This window comes from Streptomyces sp. NRRL S-337, from assembly GCF_000720175.1.
Taxonomy (GTDB): Bacteria; Actinomycetota; Actinomycetes; order Streptomycetales; family Streptomycetaceae; genus Streptomyces; species Streptomyces siderophoricus.
Genome location: NZ_JOIX01000017.1, coordinates 49946 through 66895 on the forward strand (window position 1 = coordinate 49946; position 16950 = coordinate 66895).

Genomic DNA, 16950 nt, shown 5'->3' on the forward strand with positions numbered 1-16950 from the left:
GCGGCAGGGTCACACATCCCGGAGACCTGCGGTGACCGGATCACGGGAGTCTTCCCCATTCGGGTGAGCGGATGCCCGGGTCGCCGCGGCGACGGCGCCGGCGGCCAGCAGGCTGGCCGTGCCGCCGAGGAGGAGGCCGTAGCGGGCGCCGAAGGCCTGGGCGATCCAGCCGATCAGAAGGGCACCGAGAGGGGTGCCCCCGAGGAGGACGAGGAAGTAAACGGACAGGACGCGCCCGCGCATGTCCGGGTCGGTGGTGAGCTGGGCGAGCGTGTTCGCCATGGTGGTCACCAGGACGGCGGCGGCACCGGTCGGCACCAGCACCACGGCACACGCGACGGGAGTGGGCATCACGCCGGTCGCGGCCTCGAGCAGACCGAACGTTGCGGCCCACCCCACGAGCAACCGCAGCGAGGGCGGTCGGCGGCGGCCCGCGCCCCGCAGGGCCCCGAAGAGGCTGCCCGCGGCATAGGCGGAGGACAGCGCGCCGAAGGCCGCCGCGCCGGTGTGGAATTCGGTGGTGGCCATGAGGGAGACCGTCACCTGGAAGTTCAGGCCGAACGTGCCGATGACGGCGGTCAGGAGGATCGTGCGGCGCAGCGTGGGAGTCGTGCGAATGTGGCGCAGTGCGTCGGTCAGCCGTATGTCCTTCGCCGCGCGGCGGGGAGCGGAGGCGAGGCCCAGGTCACCGGTCCGCATCGTTGCCAGCCCGGTGAGGACCGCCGCGTACGACACGGCGTTCAGCAGGAAGACCCAGCCGCTGCCGAGGGCGGCGATGGTCACCCCGGCGGCGGCCGGGCCGAGGACGCGGGCAGCGTTGAACTGTGCTGCGTTCACGCTGACGGCGCTGGGCAGCCGTTCGCGGCCGACCAACTCGCCGATGAAGGCGTTGCGCGCCGGCCCGTCCAGCGCGGTGGCCACCCCAAGGGCCACAGCCAGGGCGTAGACGTGCCAGAGGCGCACGGTGTCGCCGAGCGTCAGCATTCCCAGGAGCAGAGCCTGGCCGGCCATGAGGCTCTGGGTGGTGAGCAGCAGAGTGCGTTTGGGGTACCGGTCGGCGATGACGCCTCCCCACAGACCGAGCAGACTCTGGGGGAGGAACTGCAGAGCGGTCACGATGCCGACGGCGGTTCCGCTGTGCCCGGTGAGCTGGAGGACCAGCCAGTCCTGCGCCGCCCGGTGCATCCACGTTCCGGTGTTCGACACCAGCTGTCCGATCACGTACCGGCGGAAGGCGCGGACGCGCAGGGCATGCGGAGCAGGTCGATCAGGGGGTGGCGCCGCCGTCTCCGGGGCGTCAGCCGCGGCGCTGGGCAAGGCGGCCTCCCCTGGAGGGCTGGGCGTGTACGGCGGACGGGGAAGCCTCGGCGCTCGGACGCACGAGATCCGGGGACGCGGCGTCCAGGTAGTGGAAACCGGGCGCCGGGTGCATGAGGAAGTCGTGGTGGGAGATGTTCCACGCGTACGCTCCGGCCACCGCGAACGCCACGCGGTCGCCCGCCCGCAGCCGCTCGACGGGTACCCGCCGGGCGAGGACGTCCTTCGGCGTGCACAACTGCCCCACCAGCGTCACCGGCTCCCCTGCGGCGGCCGGCCGCGCCCACGGCCACGGCCAGTCATCGGTGGCCACGACCTCAAAGGGCTGGTTGTGGCTCTTGGCAGCCGGGGTGCGCAGATGGTGGGTGCCGCCGGCCAGCACGGCGAACGCCTCACCCTGGCTGTGCTTGACGTCGAGTACCCGTGTCACGTACCAGCCGCAGTACGCACTCACCGACCGGCCCGGTTCGATGCGCACCGTCAGTCCGGGGTGGCCGTCCAGGAGGCGGTGCAACCCGGTGCCGAAGACCTGCCAGTCGAACAGGCAGCCCGGGTCGGCGTAGTCCACGCCCATTCCTCCCCCGACGTTGACTTCGCTCAGCCGGATGCCCCGGGCCCGGGCCCACTGTGCGGCCCAGACGAGAACGTGCTCGGTGACGCGTAGCTGTTCCGTGGCGTCCAGTCCGGAGGCCAGGTGGGCGTGCACGCCCCGCAGTTGGATGCCGGGGTGAGCGGCGAGGAGCCGCAGGCAGGCGTCGAGGTGGGAGGGATCGATGCCGAAGGGGCTGGGTCTTCCTCCCATCGCCAGCGGCACGTCGCCCAGGCTGATGGGCAGATTGACCCGCAGGAGCACCTCCACGGGGCGGTCCGCGGCGAGCGCGCAGAGCATCCGCAGTTCGTGCTCGCTCTCCACGTGCAGCCTTTCCACCCCGAGTTCCAGGGCCTGTGCCAGTTCGGCTGCCGTTTTGCCCGGTCCGCCGAAGGCGAGGTGGGCCCGGGGCAGTACCTTTCGGGTATGCCGGAGCTCGCCGCCCGAGGCGACCTCGAAGCCGTCGACGACGTCCCGCAGGACCTCCAGCAGCCGGGGATCGGGATTCGCCTTGGCCGCGTAGAACAACTCCACCCGCTCGGGCAGCGCATCCCGGATCGCCTGAGCGTGCCGACGCAGGCCGGACAAGTCGTGGACGTACACGGGGAGTTCGTCCTCGGCCAGGTGACGCAGGTGATCCTCCAGGTATGGCTTCATGGCGTCACCTGCCGGGGGAAGTCGTCGGAGAGGGGGCTGGGCAGCGGTACATAGGTGGCATGCCGGTCGGCCTGGCGGGCCCAGCGCAGCAGGAGGTTTGCCTTGGCGGGCAACGGCACCCCGGACAGCAGGGCCCTGAGCCGGGGTGGGTTGCCCGCGTCGGCCCCGTAGGCCGCGATGTGGTCGTGGACCATCCCCCACAGGGCTGCCTCCAGCGCGGGTGCGGTGTCGGCCAGCGCGCCGACCATCTCCGCGACGTGGTTGACCAGCAGGCAGTACGCGACACGGTCCCAGCCGCGTGCGGCGCTGTAGGTCAGCGGACCGCGTACCTCCTCGTCCAGCGCGGCCAACGTCCGGTCGTGGCGTTCGGGGACGAGCTTGGTGCCTTCCAGGTCGCGGAAGAGGACGTGCGTCGGCATGCCGTCCGCGCGCACGCCGACTAGCACGTTCTGCAGATGCGGCTCCAGGACGACGCCGTGCTCGAAGTACGCGGCCAGGACCGGCGGCAGCAGCAGCCCGAGGTAGGTGTCCCACCAGTCGAGCGGGTCGGTGCCCCGGCGGGCGAGGAGGCGGGAGATGTGCGCCGGGCTGTTGGGATACTCGTCGGCAACGGCGGCGGCCAGCAGCGGGGTGACGCCGGGCGGCAGGTGCCGGCCGAAGCCCTCGCGCACGATCACCCCGAACCCTTCGTGGAGGTCGCGGCTGCCGTCGAGGTCGACACTGCGGTATCCCGGCTCGCCCAGGAGGGCGCATCCCGGGTACCGCTCACGCAGCGCCGCGAACACCGGCCGGACGACGTCGTTCAGGACGACGGCCCCGGACAGTTCGTAGGCGGAGTTCTTCCGCACGCAGTTGGTCAGGCGCACGTTCAGACTGAACTTCAGGAACACGTCCGCGCCCGGTTCGTACACGGTGCGCACCGATGCCGTCGGCGCCACCAGGGGACCGCCGGTACCGAGATCGTGCACGTCGCCGCGGGCGAGCGCGGCACGCAGGGCACTGTGGCCGGACAGCATCCTGTACTGCCAGGGGTGGACGGGCAGGACGACGCGGTCCGGCCGGTCCGGCCCCAGGCCGTCCAGGGCAGCGGAGTCGCCTTCGGCTCGCAGCAGTTCAGGGCGTGCGGCGAGGTAGCGCAGCGGGAACCGCGCGCCGGTCTCCGGCCCGTGCTCCAGCCACTCACGCGGGTCTCCGGTACGGGACTTGGGGGTGGGGTGGAAGCGGTGCCCGTAGACGAGGGATTGCTCGGAGGCGAGGTAGGTGTCGGAAGACGGCTGGTGACTGAGCCGGGCGTGCAGCACGGTGCGGATGGTGGTACGGCTGGCGGCGACCTGGGCAGTGAACTCCTCGTTGTCCGTGCCGGTGCGCAAGGCGAGTTCCTCGCGGATCAGATCGGCCAGCGCGGCCGAGCCGAGTGGGGACCAGGAGGCGTCTTCGTGGCGCTCAGGCAGTCCGCGGAAGCGGTGTGCGCCGATCAGCGAGAGCCGGCGCAGTGCCACCCGCAGCAGCACTCCGCGCCGGGGCAGGCGCACCAGCAGGTGCCCGCCGGCGACGGTTGCCTGGTGTTCGGGGCCGGAGACCTCGCGGACGAGGCAGTTGAGCAGGGTGTGAGCGGTCACTGTGTCCGCGGTGCAGCCATCGGTGTCGGTAGCGGTGGCGGTATCGGTGGCGGTATCGGTGGTGACGGCGGCCGGCGTGCCGAGTGTTGGAGGGGTCATCGCCGGACCGCCGCCCGTGTGCTGCCGCGGTGGGCGGTCACCGGGTTCGGCACGGCCACCCACTGTGCCTTGCCGGGGGTGGCGGCGAGCCGCATCGCGGTGGTGGCCTTCAGTGGCCAGGTAGCGGCAAAGAAGGCTTCCTCGTCGCCGTCCTCGGCCCGCAATGCGCCGAAGACCTCCCGGGCGACACCGGCGACCACGGCCCACAGGGCATCCGGGTCGGCTCCGCGCCGTCGAGCCAGTACCGCCACCAGCTCACCGAACACGCCACTCAGCAGCGCGCCGAACAGCTTGGCCCGCAGCGCGAACACGTCCTCCCCCGCACGGCTCCCGGCAAGTGGCGGCAGTTCGAAACCGCACGCGGCCAGCCGCCGTCCGCTCACCCGCACGCCGTCCAGGTCCCGGTACAGCACGCGCACCGGGCGGCCCTGCCGCAGCACCATCAGGGTGTTCTGGCCGTGCGCCTCCAGCGCGACGCCCATGGACAGCAGGGTCAGCGCGGGCGGCAGCACCAGTTCCGCGAACTCCCCGAGCCAGCCCACCGGATCACCGGCGATCAGGGCGGCGTCGGTGGCGTATACGGCGGTCAGGGGAACGGCGATCTCGCCCGGGCCCGTATACCGGTCGGCCGACTCCCGCACCATCGCGGCCAGACTCGGGCACGGCTGCCCGCCCACGCGCACGGCCCCGCCCCCCAGTTCCCGCAGCACGCTCAGCCGGTCCGCGTGGCCGGACTTGTCGACAACCGCCGCCACGAGGTCGGACAGTACGGGACCATCGGCGACCTCTGCCGGAGCGATGGTGCGCCGGTAGTTCGTCACCTGCACGTCCAGCGACGTCTTGACATGGCAGTTCGGCAGCGCACCCAGCGGGGCGAGGGTGCGCAGGGACATCAGCGGACGCGCCCTGACCGATCTGCCGGACAAGGACAGGCCCTCGAACCGCGGGCGGACATGCTCGCTCTGCCAGGGATGCAGCGGCACCAGCACCGTGTCGCCGTCGCGCAGTTCCCTGGGCCACGCACCGGCTTCCTGCCACCGGCAGGCGGGAACGGCCAACAAGGGCACATCGATCACAGGCCGGTGCTCGGGCGCGTAGGCCAGGACCTCGGCGGCCGACATGCCGGTACGGGTCCGGCAGCACGGGTGCTGGGGGTGGCCGTCGACCACGGCCTGCTCGGCATCCACACTGTCGCGCACCACAAGCGGGCGGTCATCGGCGGCGGCCCGGGCCAGGGCCAGGTTGGCCACGCTGTTGGCCAGCTCCGCACCCAGTGTGCGGCTCGCCGGGGTGCACAGTCCCAGCGTGGCAAGGAGCCGCACCGGATCCGATACCGGTCCCGCGGGCGTTTCCACGGCGAAGCCGGACGGCGCCTCGGCGAACCTCTCGGCACAGGCCGCATCACCCACCAGACGCCCACCGTCCTCCAGGAAGACGGTCACGGTGCCCCCCGCGCGGCGCCGGCGGGTGATTCCCGGCAGTGGCTCCCGGGCGAACGCCCCCCACAGACGGCCCAGCACCGTGGCCTGCGCCCCAGGCAGGGAGCGTAAGAACGGACCCGCCAACTCAGAGCGGGCTGCTCGTACTTCATCGACCACCCCCTGGGGCGGATCGTCGTGCTGCATGGACGGACGGAGATCCCGCATCATGTGTCCCTTCGAGTCGGTGGCGTCGGGCATGCGTCATCCGCGCCAAGGCCGCCGCGCACCCCCATGACCTCAGCTCCTCACACCTCGACAACGCTACGCAGCGGTAGGTGAACACAGCGCCAGCAAACGGAGAGGGGACGGACAGCGCCAGGCCAAGAAACCGAAGCCCGTCCGCGGGCACCGGCGTCCCGGGCGGCGCCCTCGGCATCCTCGGCCGCCACAACCCGCTGCTCACCGCGGGCCCGGTCCCGCGCCGCGTTGCCGCGCTTCTCGGCCCGCCCCTCGACCGCCATCCCGCGCTCATGGCCGCCGTGGCAGTCCTCACCGTCGCAATCTTGTCCACTGCCGAAGCCGCCCACGACCTCCACCTCCTTGTCTGGACGCCGTCGGCGCTTCGTAACGTCCTGGCAGGTGTATTGACCTGAGAGGTCGGAAGCGCGGCCGATAGTTGGTATGCCGTGGTCGCCCGGCGGGCCGATCTGCCAGCCGTTGTCCTGGCAGGTGTCCAGGATTCGGGGCAGGGCGCCGAGGATGTTGCCAGCTCGTCGAGGCCGCGGCCGGGCGAGGCCGGGTGGAGCTCCGCCACCAGGACGGCCCGTGCTTCCCCCGCTGGTGAACTTCCGCCTTACCTTCATCGTCTACAGTGGCGCAGGCCGTCTACGTGTATGTAGTCGCTCAATGCCGTCCGTGCTCGGTGCCCCTCTTCCGTCGAGCGCGTGGCGCGGAGAACCCCTGGGTTCGAGACCCGGGCCTGTGAGGTGACCCACGTTGCATCCCACCACCATCTTGGTCGTCGAGGACGACCACGCTCTGCGGGACGTGCTGGTGCGTGGCCTGCGCGACGAGGGGTTCGGGACGACGGCCGCCCAGGACGGTGGCACCGCCCTGCGGCTCGTTGGGGGTGCGGTCGATGCGGTGGTGCTGGACGTCGGGCTGCCCGATGCGGACGGACGGGATGTCTGCCAGGCGATGCGCGCGCAGGGATTCCTCCGCCCTGTGGTCTTCCTGACCGCACACCACGGGCTCAGCGACCGCCTGAGCGGGTTCTCCGCAGGAGGTGACGACTACCTCCCCAAGCCGTTCCACCTCGCCGAGCTCACCGCTCGGCTGCGCGCCGCCCTCAAACGGTCGGAGTCCGCCGCCGGCACCACCACCGCCACCGGCGACCTGGTCCTGGATCCAATTCAGCACAGCCTGTCTGTACGGGGCGTCGAGGTGGCTCTGACACCCACCGAGTTCCGACTGCTGGCCGCGCTGATGGCCGGCCTGGGGGCGGTGGTCCGCAGACGGGAGCTCGTCAGAGCCGGCTGGCCGGAAGGCGCGCAGGTCAGCGACAACACGCTCGACCAGTATCTGAGCCGCCTGCGGCGCAAGATCCGGGAGGCGGGCAGCACCCTGACGATCAGCACCGCCCGCGGGGTGGGGCACCGTCTGTCATGAAGTCCGCCGCGCCTGCCCTCTTCGCCCTTGCCTCCCGCTGCCGCCCCCGCACCCTGCGCGGCCGGCTGTCCCTGGTGGCGGTCGCCACCGCCGCGCTGGTGATGGTGATCCTGACGGTGGTGTTCAACGCGGTCGTCCGCCAGCACCTCCAGCAGCAGGCGGACGACGAGCTGCGCACCCGGGCCGCCGGCGTGGCCGCGACCGTCGACACCAGCCATGCCCCGGTACGGGTCCTGGAGACCCCGGACGACGCGCTCCTCGACACCAACGTGTGGATCTACGCCGGCACCAGGCTCCTGGAGCACCCCGCCTCCGCACCGGCCGGCGCCGCGGTCACCCGCACCGCCGCCCGGCTCGCCACCCACGGCGACAAACGGTGTGCCGACCTGGAGGCCGACGGCCCCATACGGCTGTGCACCGTACCCGTGGGCGCAGCACGGGCAGGAACCCCGCTTGCAGCCGTCGTCACCGCCATGGACCTCGCTCCTTACCGCGCATCGGCCGACACCCTGCTGTTCGCCTCCCTCGCCCTGGACGGCGCCGTCCTGGCGTGCACCTATGTCCTTACCCGGCTGGCGGTGGGGCGCGCCTTGCGTCCCGTCGGGGCAATGACCGAACAAGCCACCCTGTGGAGCGTGGTCGCCTCCGACCAACGCTTCGGCGGCATGGGCCGCCCCGTCGAGCTCGCACGGCTCGGGTCCTCCTTGGATGAGCTCCTGGACCGGATCCGTGCCGTCCTGCGTCATGAACAACAACTCACCCGGGAGCTGTCCCACGAGCTGCGCAATCCCCTGGCGCGGATCACCGCCGAACTCGACTGGTGGCAGGCACGTCCCCGCTCCACCGCTGAGATCCGCACCACTCATGCGTCCATCGCCGACGCCGCCGAGTCGATGCGCACGATCTGCGACACCCTGCTCGACGATGCACGCGCCACCGCACACACCGTTCCGGGTACGGCCGATGTCATGGCCGAACTGCGGCGACTCACGGACCGCCTGACTGCCGCCGGGAAGCCCGCCGTCACGGTCACCGGCCCGGACGCGCTGGTGGCCGGGGTACCCGCCACGCTGCTGCACCGCATCGTCAGCCCGCTCGTCGACAACGCGGTGCGCTACGCCCGCACCGTCGTCGGCCTCCGGGTCTCGCAGGAGCCGGAGGGGATACGTGTGGAGGTCGACGACGACGGGCCCGGTGTCCCGGCCTCCTTCGTCGCGGAGCTGTTCCAGCCGGGCAGGCGCGCCGACCCCGATGACGGACACGGCGGAGCGGGCCTGGGACTGCCGCTCGCGCGACGCCTGGCCCGCTCCGCCGGGGGTGAGGTCACCTACAACGCCGGTCACACACCCGGGGCGGGCTTCGTGGTCAGCCTGCCGGCCGGCTGATGGACTGGCCGATCCCGTCCGGGAACCTCGGCGGTGTTCAGGAAACGCCGGTCCGGACCTCGTCCCCGGGGACGGCAGTCTTGCGCTCCTGCGCATGTGCGTGCCCCATGAGGACGATCAGGACAGCAAGGAGCACAGCCCCGAACGAGCCCGCCGTCCCGAGGTCCAGGCCGCCCTTGGCGAGGGGCTTGGTGAGGAAGCCGCCAGCCGCGGCCCCGAGGGGGCGAGTGAGGACGAACGCGATCCGGAACAGCAGCACGTTCGACACGGCCGGCACCCACATGAGGGCGACGAGTACGGCGAGCACGCCCGTGACGAGCAGGGTGCCGCTTGCGTCTTCGAGTCCGGGGCTGCCGGACGCACCCTGAACGCGCACGATCGCCCATGAAGCCGCCCCGGACGGCGGAACCGGCCCCTCACACGGAGGAACCGGCACCCCACCCGGGCGAATCCGCTGGTCAGCCGACCTGCGGAGCGAGCCGCTCCGACTCGCTCACATCCCGCCGGGTCACCGTCAGGAACACCACCAGGCCGAGAATGACCGCCAGGAAAAGCACGCTGGTGATCACGGTGCCCAGCCCGAGGCCGCCGTCGGCGGTGGGCTGGGAGAGGTAGTCGCCGATCGACGCGCCCAGCGGGCGGGTCAGGATGTAGGCGACCCAGAAGCTCCACACCGCATCCAGGCCGAGGGCGAAGTGCGCCACCGCGACCGCGGCGATGGCCAGGGCGAACAGCCCGGCGGAGATCCAGTAGCCAAGGTCCATCCGCTCGGCGACCAGGTCGCCGGCGGCGGTCCCCAGAGCGAAGGTGAACAGGACGGCGAGCCAGTAGAAGGACTCGCGACGAGTGGTGTCGACATGGTGGATCGACAGCGTCCGCTCGCTGCGGTACCAGGCGACGAACACCACCACGAGGGCGACTGCGAAGGCCACCGTGCTCGTCTCCAGCGGTACGCCCAGGTTGTCGGTGAGGTTGTCGCTGACCAGGGTGCCCACGACGCTGATCAGGGCCACGGCGAGCCAGTAGACACCGGCGCGGTAGGCGGCGGTACGGAACTGGGCCACCAGTACCGCGATGAGCAGCACGCTCATCAGCAACGACACACCCGTCAGGCCCAAACCCAGCTTCTCGTTCAGCAGGTCCGCCGCGGTCTCGCCGACGGTGGTGCACAGGACTTTGATTACCCAGAAGTACACGGTGACTTCGGGAACCTTGTTCCAGCGGATACGACGGCCGACGCCGGCGGGGCCAGCGCCCGGTGGCTCATGGGCCTCGACGGCCCCAGGGATATCAGTAGTCATGGTGCCCGACCGTGCCATCCGCAACCTGAACGCATCCTGAGCAGGTCCTCCGCCACACCCGGCTTCGCCGTCTTGTACCTGCCCCTGGCCGACTCTCCCACCACCACCCGGTCGTACGGGGCCGTGTCCACGGCTAGCGTGAGGACGTGGCACGGATCGTGATCGTCGAGGACGATGACGCCATCGGACGCAGGCTCGCGGCGATGCTGCGCGCCCAGGGCCATGACTGTGAGTGGTGCCCTGATGGCGCGGCAACGCTGGCGCGTGCCGGACGAGGGCCCGCCGAGCTGGTGTTGCTGGACCTCGGGCTGCCGGACGCGGACGGATTCGAGCTGTGCCGGAGCCTGCGGGAGCGTCTGCGGGGTGCCGTGATCGTTGCCCTGACAGCCCGCACCGGCGAGATGGATGTGATCCAGGCGCTGGAATCGGGTTCGGACGACTATCTGACCAAGCCGTTCCGCCTCGCCGAGCTGCAGGCCCGGATCGTCGCCCATCTGCGGCGTGCCGAACCAGGGAGGACAGGCGGCGCCGGCCGGATCCGGCACGGCAGCTTGCTGATCGACCGCGCGGCCCGACGCTGCCTCACCCCGGCGGGCGAGGTGGAGCTGCGGCCCAAGGAGTTCGACCTGCTGGTCCGGCTGGCCGCTTCCGCCGGTCGTGCGGTGAGCCGGGAGGAGCTGATGAGCGACGTGTGGGACGAGAACTGGTTCGGTTTCCACCAAGACGCTCGACGTCCATGTGGCAGTGCTGCGCCGCAAGCTGGGTGACCAGGTACGGATCACGACTCTGCGGCACTTCGGCTACCGGCTCGACCCGCCCAGGGAGGGCTGACCATGCGCCGCGGCATCCTCCAGGCAGTCGTCGTCGCGGTGGTGTGCGCGGTGGTGCTGTTCTCGGTGCCGCTGGCCGTGGCAACGCTGCGGCTGTACCGGCAGAACGAGATGAGCGATCTGGAGCGGCTGGCCGACCGGGTGGCAGTGACCGTCCCTGCTAACGTGCACCATCCCCGTGACCCGATGGAGTTGCCGCGCGTCGGGTCCGGTACCTGGGTCGGGGTGTACGACGACCCGTGCGCGGCTGGTGGTCGGAGCAGGGCCTTGCAGGCGGTCAACGACCTCACGGCCGAGGTTGCCAGCCGCGCCGGTGACCAGGATCGATGAACGGCAAGGGGGCCCATGGGGTCAGTGGCATCAGGCATGATCGAGACGCTAAGGGTTCAGGTCGACATGAAGGCAAGGCGCGCCTCGGGAAGACCATCGGGGAAGTAGCCGCCGGACTTGGAGTCGAAGCCCACGTGCTGCGGCACTGGGAACACGTCGGGGCACTCACCGTGCGTCGCGATGGCAACGGCTACCGCGTCTACGACGACAGCGCAGTGGAACAGGCACGCACAGTACCGAAACTGCGGCGCGTTGGGCTCTCGTTGCCCGAGGTCACCGCCGCCATGGCGCCGAAGAAATCAGCGGCGCAGGCAGTCGTGAGGGCGAAGATCGCTGAACTCGAAGGAGAAGTAGTTCAGAGACAGGAGGCAATTGCCTTCCTGCAGCACACCGTTGAGTGTCGGCATCGCTACCTCGACGACTGTCCGGACTGCGCGACTTTCGTCCGTGAAGCCTGAGCCGCTCACCCGCCGGGCAGCTCAAGTGCCGAATTGTCGACAGCTGTGAACGTAGAGAAACGGCAAACCAAAGGACCGCTCAGCTGTCCGAGGCTTGCCACTCCGGCGCCAGCACCGACCAGACCTCGGCGTCGTGGCGGACGCCGCGGTAGAGGTAGGTCTCGCGCAGGACGCCCTCACAGGTCATGCCGAGTCGCTTGGCCACGTTGATGCTGGGCGTGTTGTTCGGCGACACAAACCACTGCACGCGGTGGATGCCGCGTTCGTTGAATGCCCAGTCGATGATCAGCCGTGCTGCACGTCCGACCAGGCCCCGGCCCGTGGCGGCAGGCTCCAGCCAGCAGCCTGCCTCGCAGATGCCGGCGGCGGCGTCGAATTTCGGGAAGGAGACGCCACCCACAAGGGTGCCGTCGAGCCAGATGCCATACAGTCGGCCGGTGTCGGAGGCTGCCTTGTCGGCGTAAAGCTGGAGATAGCTGCGGGCGGAGTCCAAGTCTGCGGCGAGGTCGGGCAGTTCCATGTGCGCACCGATGAAGTCACGGCCCCGGTCCATGTGCGCGAGGAACTCCTCGGCCCGCCACGGCTCCAAAGGCCGCAGCTCGGCCCCGTCCCCCAGGGAAATCGCGAACATAGCCATCCTTCGAAGTACGCGTATCCGATCGTTAGATCTTCGCACGCCCGCCCGGCCGGTGGCCTTCGGCCCCCGGCGGCCGCCCGCGGACCGGACGTCGATGACCACGAGGGACGGGTCCTCTGATCCGCCGGCCTTCTTCCCGCACTTGGCAGCGCAGCAGTATGGAGATCAAGGGTCGGAAGACCGTGAGACTTGGTCAGAAGACCACGGTGATCTTTTCTGCCAGGCCGCCCTGGAGAAACCGCGCGTGGGCGGCTTGGATCCGTTGGAGGCCGTAGGTGGAGTGCACACGCAGCTGCAAGGAGCCGCTGTCGACGAGCTTGGTCAGCTCGTTCAATCCCGCTCCATCCTCGCGCACCTGGTTGACGGTGGTGCGCACACCGCGGGACGACAGGTCGGGGACTGGGCCTGCTTGGGTGGCGATCGACGCGTACCGGCCGCCATCCGCCACTGCCTCCATCACGAAAGCCCCGAAGGTGTCGAAGACGGCGTCGTAGCCGCGGTCTTCGAGAGCATGGCCGTCGGTGGTGACGAGGTCGGCACCATGGTCGCGGGCGAAGGCGACCTGCACATCACGGGAAACCAGAGCATCGACCCTGGCGCCGCGTGCCCGCGCGATCTGCAACGCCAACCCGCCTACTGCACCGGCGGCACCAGCGATCAGCAGCCGCTCACCGGCCTTGACCGCCAACCAGTCCAGCGTCTGCCAGGCCGTCAGCCCGGGAAGCGGCAACGTGGCGGCCTCGGCCAGACTGGCCGACCGCGGCGCGGCGGCGACCGCGTGTGCGGGAAGCGAGACAAGGTCGGCCCAGGTCCCCCGGCCAGAACTGAGTTGATGCGACATGGCGATCACGCGTTCACCGGCGCGCAGCCCGGTGCTGCCGCCGTCGACCACGATGCCGGCCAGGTCCCAGCCGAGTGTCATCGGCAGGGGCGGCGTTCCTTCGCCGATGGCTCCCTCTCGCGTCTTGTCATCAACGGGATTGATGCTGGTAGCAATGACCCGGATCAGTACGTCCCTGGGCTGGGTTCGGGCTCGGGCACATCGACGATGTCGAGGACGTCGGGGGTGCCGAAGCGATCGATCTTATGGCGCGCACGAAAAGCCCTTCACACGACGGGTGCTGACAGCAGGGCTCAACACCAGTGATGATCAAGGGATTCCCGAACGCGGCGATGGCCCGCGTGCCGGACCGGCAAGCGGCTGTTCTCGCCCCAGACAACTGAGTGAGGGGCCAAGAGCACCCTGGGCCGTTTTCAAGGCTCTGACCGCAGACCCGTGAATCCCCAGGTCAGCGGCGGGTACGACGAACCGTTTCATCATGGTTTCGTGCTTCGTGGTGATCCAGGCGATCGAAGATGTGCTGTCTGTCCCCCGGGATCGATGTGCGGTTGGAGCGGGTCGCGTTCGCTGCGGACGTTTTGGAGGTGTCGGCCGCGACATGCGGGCCGGCGCCTCGTTGTCCGGGGTGCTGGGCGAGAGCGCGTCGTGTGCACTCCTCGTATGGGCGTCGCCTGGCCGAACGCCCTCTGACCGGGCCTATGTTGCAGGTCAGGCTGCGGGTGCGGCGCTTCTTCTGCGACTGGTCCTCCTGCAAGAGGAAAACCTTCGTCGAGCAGGTCAGCGGGCTGAGCGAACGATATCGACGCTCCAGCATCGGCACGAAACAGTGGCTGCACGCAGTCGCCGTCGAGCTCGGCGGTCGGGCCGGTGAACGTCTGTGTCGACAGCTCCGTCTGTCCGCCGGCCGCAGCAGCGTTCAGGCGCTTGTTGTAGGCGGACTGCTGGGGCAGGTAGCGAAAGCGGTGTCCCAGCCGGGCGTGGGCGAAGCGGATCCAGTGCCGGGCCGAGGGAAAGCCCAGCAAGACCTGGGCGACGGCCAGGCACAGCAGTTCGCCGTCCGTCAGTTTCGGGGGTCGCCCGATCCGGCGACAAGGGGCCACATGGTCGTCGATGAACACGTACAGTGCCGCCAGAAGGGCGTCCAGGTTTGTCGTCACACACGAGCCAACGGGCGCCCTTCGCCATGGTCGCGGCCAGCACAAACATCGGACCCAATCGTCTAGGGGCTATTTCCCCCCTCCGCGGCCTCCTCGTCCGCCTCTCCGGCCTCCTCCTCGCGGAGGGGCAGTGTCAGTTCGCCGTCTCTGACGTCCGCAAGGACTGTGTCGCCCGGATTGAGTCTGCCGTCGAGCAGCATGTTGGACAGGCGGTTGTCGAGTTCCGTCTGGATGGTGCGGCGCAGGGGCCGGGCTCCGAACTCGGGGTGGTAGCCGCGGTTGGCGAGCCATTCCTTGGCGGACTCGGTGACGTCGAGGCCGATCTGCTGGGCGTGGAGTCTGCGTCGGCTGCGTTCCAGCAGCAGGTCGACGATGTGCACGAGATCGGCTCGGGTGAGGGCGTGGAAGACGATGATCTCGTCGATGCGGTTGAGGAATTCGGGCCGGAAGTGGGCCTGGAGTTCGGCCATCAGGTCGTCCCTGATGTCGTCGACCGCGCCGTGGTGGTCCAGGATGCGCTTGGAGGCGATGTTGCTCGTCATGATGACCACGGAGTGGCGGAAGTCGACGGTGCGTCCCTGGGCGTCGGTGAGCCGACCGTCGTCGAGCACCTGGAGCAGCAGGTTGAAGACGTCGGGGTGGGCCTTTTCGACCTCGTCGAACAGGACGACGCTGTAGGGCTTGCGGCGTACGGCTTCCGTGAGCTGTCCGGCCTCCTCGTAGCCGACGTAGCCGGGCGGGGACCCGACGAGCCGGGAGACGGTGTGTTTCTCCTGGAACTCGCTCATGTCGAAGCGGACCATCCGGTCGACGTCGCCGAAGAGCAGGTCCGCGAGCGCTTTGGCCAGTTCGGTCTTGCCCACGCCGGTGGGGCCGAGGAAGAGGAAGCTGCCGGTGGGACGGTCGGGATCACCCATGCCCGCCCTGCCGCGGCGTACGGCCTGGGCCACTGCCGTGACCGCCTCGTCCTGGCCAACCACCCGCTCGTGGAGGGCCTCTTCCAGCTTGGTGAGCCGTTCCCGCTCGGTCTGGGTGAGCTGGGAGACGGGGATGCCGGTGCGGGCGGAGAGCACGTCGGCGATGTCCTCGGCGGTGACGCTCCCGGTCTGTTCCCGTTCCTGCCCGGCGGCGGCGAGTTCCTGTTCTGCCTGCTGGATCTGTTCCTTGAGCCGGCCCGCGCGTTCGTAGTCCTCGGTGCTGACGGCTTCGTCCTTCTCCCGCCGCAGCTTGGTGAGGCGGTCCTCCAACTCCGCGGTCCCGGACGGGCCGTCGAGACTGCGCAGCCCTACCCGGGCCCCTGCCTGGTCCATGAGGTCGATGGCCTTGTCGGGCAGGAAACGGTCGGTGATGAAGCGGTCGGAGAGGGCGGCCGCGGCGTCGAGGGCCTCGTCGGTGAAGCGGACCTGGTGGTGGGCCTCGTAGGAGTCGCGGAGCCCGCGCAGGATCTCCACGGTCTCGTCCACGGTGGGTTCGGGCACCATGACCGGCTGGAAGCGGCGTTCGAGGGCGGAGTCCTTCTCGATGTACTTGCGGTACTCGTCGATGGTGGTGGCACCGACGACGGAGAGGTCTCCGCGGGCGAGCGCCGGTTTGAGGATGTTCCCGGCGTCCATGGCGCCTTCGCCGCCGCTGCCGGCGCCGACGACTGTGTGCAGTTCGTCGATGAACAGGATGACGTTCTTGTCGGCCGCGGTGACCTCGTCGATGACCTTCTTCAGCCGCTCCTCGAACTCGCCCCGGTACTTGGACCCGGCGACCAGGCCGGCCAGATCGAGGCCCACGACGCGGCGGTCCCGCAGCGCCTTGGGGACCTCCTCGGCAACGATCCGCTGTGCCAGCCCCTCGACGATGGCGGTCTTGCCGACGCCGGGATCGCCAATGAGGACGGGGTTGTTCTTGGTCCGCCGGGAGAGAACCTCCACGGTCTGCTCGATCTCCTCCGCCCTGCCGACGACGGGATCGAGACGTCCGCTGCGGGCCTCCGTGGTGAGGTCGCGCCCGTATTCGTCGAGGGTCGGGGTGTCGCTGTGTCCGCCGCCGGCCGCGTCCCGGCCGCCGCCCGGGGCGCCTGGTCCGGCGCCGCTCAGCGCACCGGGCGACACACCCTCGGATCTCAGCGTCCCCGCCAGACCGGCACCGGGGTCGTCCGTCAGCGCGGCCAGGAGGTGCTCCGGGCCGATGTACGAGGCACCGGCCGCCTGGGAACGCGCGTGGGCGGCGAGCAGGGCACGCTTCGCGGCCGGGGTGAGCGCGGGATCCCCGTCACCGGGGCCGGTGGGAAGGGTCTGCTCCAGGCTCTGGGCGAGGTGCTCGGGCTCCACCCCGGCATGTTCGAGCAGCTGCCGGGAGGCCGGCAGCTGCGTGGCGGCCCACAGCAGGTGCACCGTGTCGAGATCGGCCCCGTCCTCGGCCGCTCGGGCACCGGCCGCTGCCAGCAGCTCGTGCGAGGAATCGCTGAGGAGCCGGCCTATGGGCACACGCTGGACGGCCGGCGGAGAGGCCGAGGGGCTCATACCGAAGAAGCGGTTGAAAAGATCGGAAAACGGGTCGCCGGACCCGAAGGGCGAGGTCGTCACAGGGATCATCCCGTCCGGCGGGCTGCACAACGGCCGCGTACAGCCTGCCGTAGTCGATTTGCCCG

The 16950-nt window shown here is 70.1% G+C and carries 15 protein-coding genes and 1 pseudogene; 6 read left to right on the plus strand and 10 right to left on the minus strand.

The window, feature by feature from the left end:
- Positions 1-9 precede the first annotated feature (9 nt).
- From IG62_RS0114885 to IG62_RS0114900, 4 genes are read right to left on the minus strand one after another with little or no spacing between them, the layout of a single operon-like run.
- A complete protein-coding gene (locus IG62_RS0114885) occupies positions 10-1317 on the minus strand; it encodes an MFS transporter (RefSeq protein ID WP_030802069.1) in 1308 nt (435 codons plus the stop codon).
- The gene (locus IG62_RS0114890) at positions 1298-2563 is read right to left on the minus strand and encodes a type III PLP-dependent enzyme (protein ID WP_030802071.1); all 1266 of its coding nucleotides are present in this window, start codon (positions 2561-2563) and stop codon (positions 1298-1300) included. The genes IG62_RS0114885 and IG62_RS0114890 overlap by 20 nt, the downstream gene beginning before the upstream one ends.
- The gene (locus IG62_RS0114895) at positions 2560-4281 is read right to left on the minus strand and encodes an IucA/IucC family protein (RefSeq protein ID WP_030802073.1); all 1722 of its coding nucleotides are present in this window, start codon (positions 4279-4281) and stop codon (positions 2560-2562) included. The genes IG62_RS0114890 and IG62_RS0114895 overlap by 4 nt, the downstream gene beginning before the upstream one ends.
- Positions 4278-5723: an IucA/IucC family protein gene (locus IG62_RS0114900; RefSeq protein WP_234326510.1), complete on the minus strand. Its 1446-nt coding sequence runs from the start codon at positions 5721-5723 to the stop codon at positions 4278-4280. The genes IG62_RS0114895 and IG62_RS0114900 overlap by 4 nt, the downstream gene beginning before the upstream one ends.
- 975 nt (positions 5724-6698) lie before the next feature.
- On the opposite strand from IG62_RS0114900, the gene IG62_RS0114905 reads away from it, so the two are divergent.
- Both IG62_RS0114905 and IG62_RS0114910 read left to right on the plus strand, forming a co-directional pair.
- Positions 6699-7370 (plus strand): response regulator transcription factor, encoded by a 672-nt coding sequence (locus IG62_RS0114905; protein WP_030802078.1) that lies wholly within the window; start codon positions 6699-6701, stop codon positions 7368-7370.
- Positions 7367-8755 (plus strand): sensor histidine kinase, encoded by a 1389-nt coding sequence (locus IG62_RS0114910; RefSeq protein WP_030802080.1) that lies wholly within the window; start codon positions 7367-7369, stop codon positions 8753-8755. Before IG62_RS0114905 ends, IG62_RS0114910 begins: the two co-directional genes overlap by 4 nt.
- 37 nt (positions 8756-8792) lie before the next feature.
- Here IG62_RS0114910 and IG62_RS0114915 read toward each other — a convergent pair whose 3' ends face one another.
- Together IG62_RS0114915 and IG62_RS0114920 are read right to left on the minus strand one after the other, a co-directional pair.
- Positions 8793-9131 (minus strand): hypothetical protein, encoded by a 339-nt coding sequence (locus IG62_RS0114915; protein ID WP_030802083.1) that lies wholly within the window; start codon positions 9129-9131, stop codon positions 8793-8795.
- An 82-nt stretch (positions 9132-9213) separates the two neighbouring features.
- The gene (locus tag IG62_RS0114920) at positions 9214-10056 is read right to left on the minus strand and encodes a membrane protein (RefSeq protein WP_030802085.1); all 843 of its coding nucleotides are present in this window, start codon (positions 10054-10056) and stop codon (positions 9214-9216) included.
- 146 nt (positions 10057-10202) lie between these two features.
- Between IG62_RS0114920 and IG62_RS41860 the strand changes: the two genes are divergently transcribed.
- From IG62_RS41860 to IG62_RS44655, 4 genes are read left to right on the plus strand one after another with little or no spacing between them, the layout of a single operon-like run.
- A complete protein-coding gene (locus IG62_RS41860) occupies positions 10203-10823 on the plus strand; it encodes a response regulator transcription factor (protein WP_267887884.1) in 621 nt (206 codons plus the stop codon).
- Positions 10801-10887 carry a hypothetical protein gene (locus IG62_RS49535; protein ID WP_267887886.1) on the plus strand — a complete coding sequence of 29 codons (87 nt, stop codon included), beginning with the start codon at positions 10801-10803 and terminating at the stop codon, positions 10885-10887. The genes IG62_RS41860 and IG62_RS49535 overlap by 23 nt, the downstream gene beginning before the upstream one ends.
- A gap of 2 nt (positions 10888-10889) precedes the next feature.
- Positions 10890-11216: a hypothetical protein gene (locus IG62_RS0114930; protein WP_030802088.1), complete on the plus strand. Its 327-nt coding sequence runs from the start codon at positions 10890-10892 to the stop codon at positions 11214-11216.
- Entirely contained in the window at positions 11213-11674 is a 462-nt protein-coding gene (locus tag IG62_RS44655) for a MerR family transcriptional regulator (protein WP_078872012.1), read from the plus strand. The genes IG62_RS0114930 and IG62_RS44655 overlap by 4 nt, the downstream gene beginning before the upstream one ends.
- 79 nt (positions 11675-11753) lie before the next feature.
- Here the strand turns inward: IG62_RS44655 and IG62_RS0114940 are convergent, their stop codons facing one another.
- The 4 genes and pseudogenes from IG62_RS0114940 to IG62_RS0114950 form a co-directional block, all read right to left on the minus strand.
- Complete coding sequence (locus IG62_RS0114940) at positions 11754-12305, minus strand: GNAT family N-acetyltransferase (protein WP_030802090.1); 552 nt, start codon at positions 12303-12305, stop codon at positions 11754-11756.
- A 199-nt stretch (positions 12306-12504) separates the two neighbouring features.
- Positions 12505-13320 carry an NADP-dependent oxidoreductase gene (locus IG62_RS41865; RefSeq protein WP_324604630.1) on the minus strand — a complete coding sequence of 272 codons (816 nt, stop codon included), beginning with the start codon at positions 13318-13320 and terminating at the stop codon, positions 12505-12507.
- 740 nt (positions 13321-14060) lie between these two features.
- Positions 14061-14309: pseudogene (locus IG62_RS50120) on the minus strand (IS982 family transposase); the annotation flags it as partial.
- Positions 14310-14371: 62 nt separating this feature from the next.
- Positions 14372-16894: an ATP-dependent Clp protease ATP-binding subunit gene (locus IG62_RS0114950; protein WP_037838361.1), complete on the minus strand. Its 2523-nt coding sequence runs from the start codon at positions 16892-16894 to the stop codon at positions 14372-14374.
- Between the last annotated feature and the right edge of the window lie 56 nt (positions 16895-16950).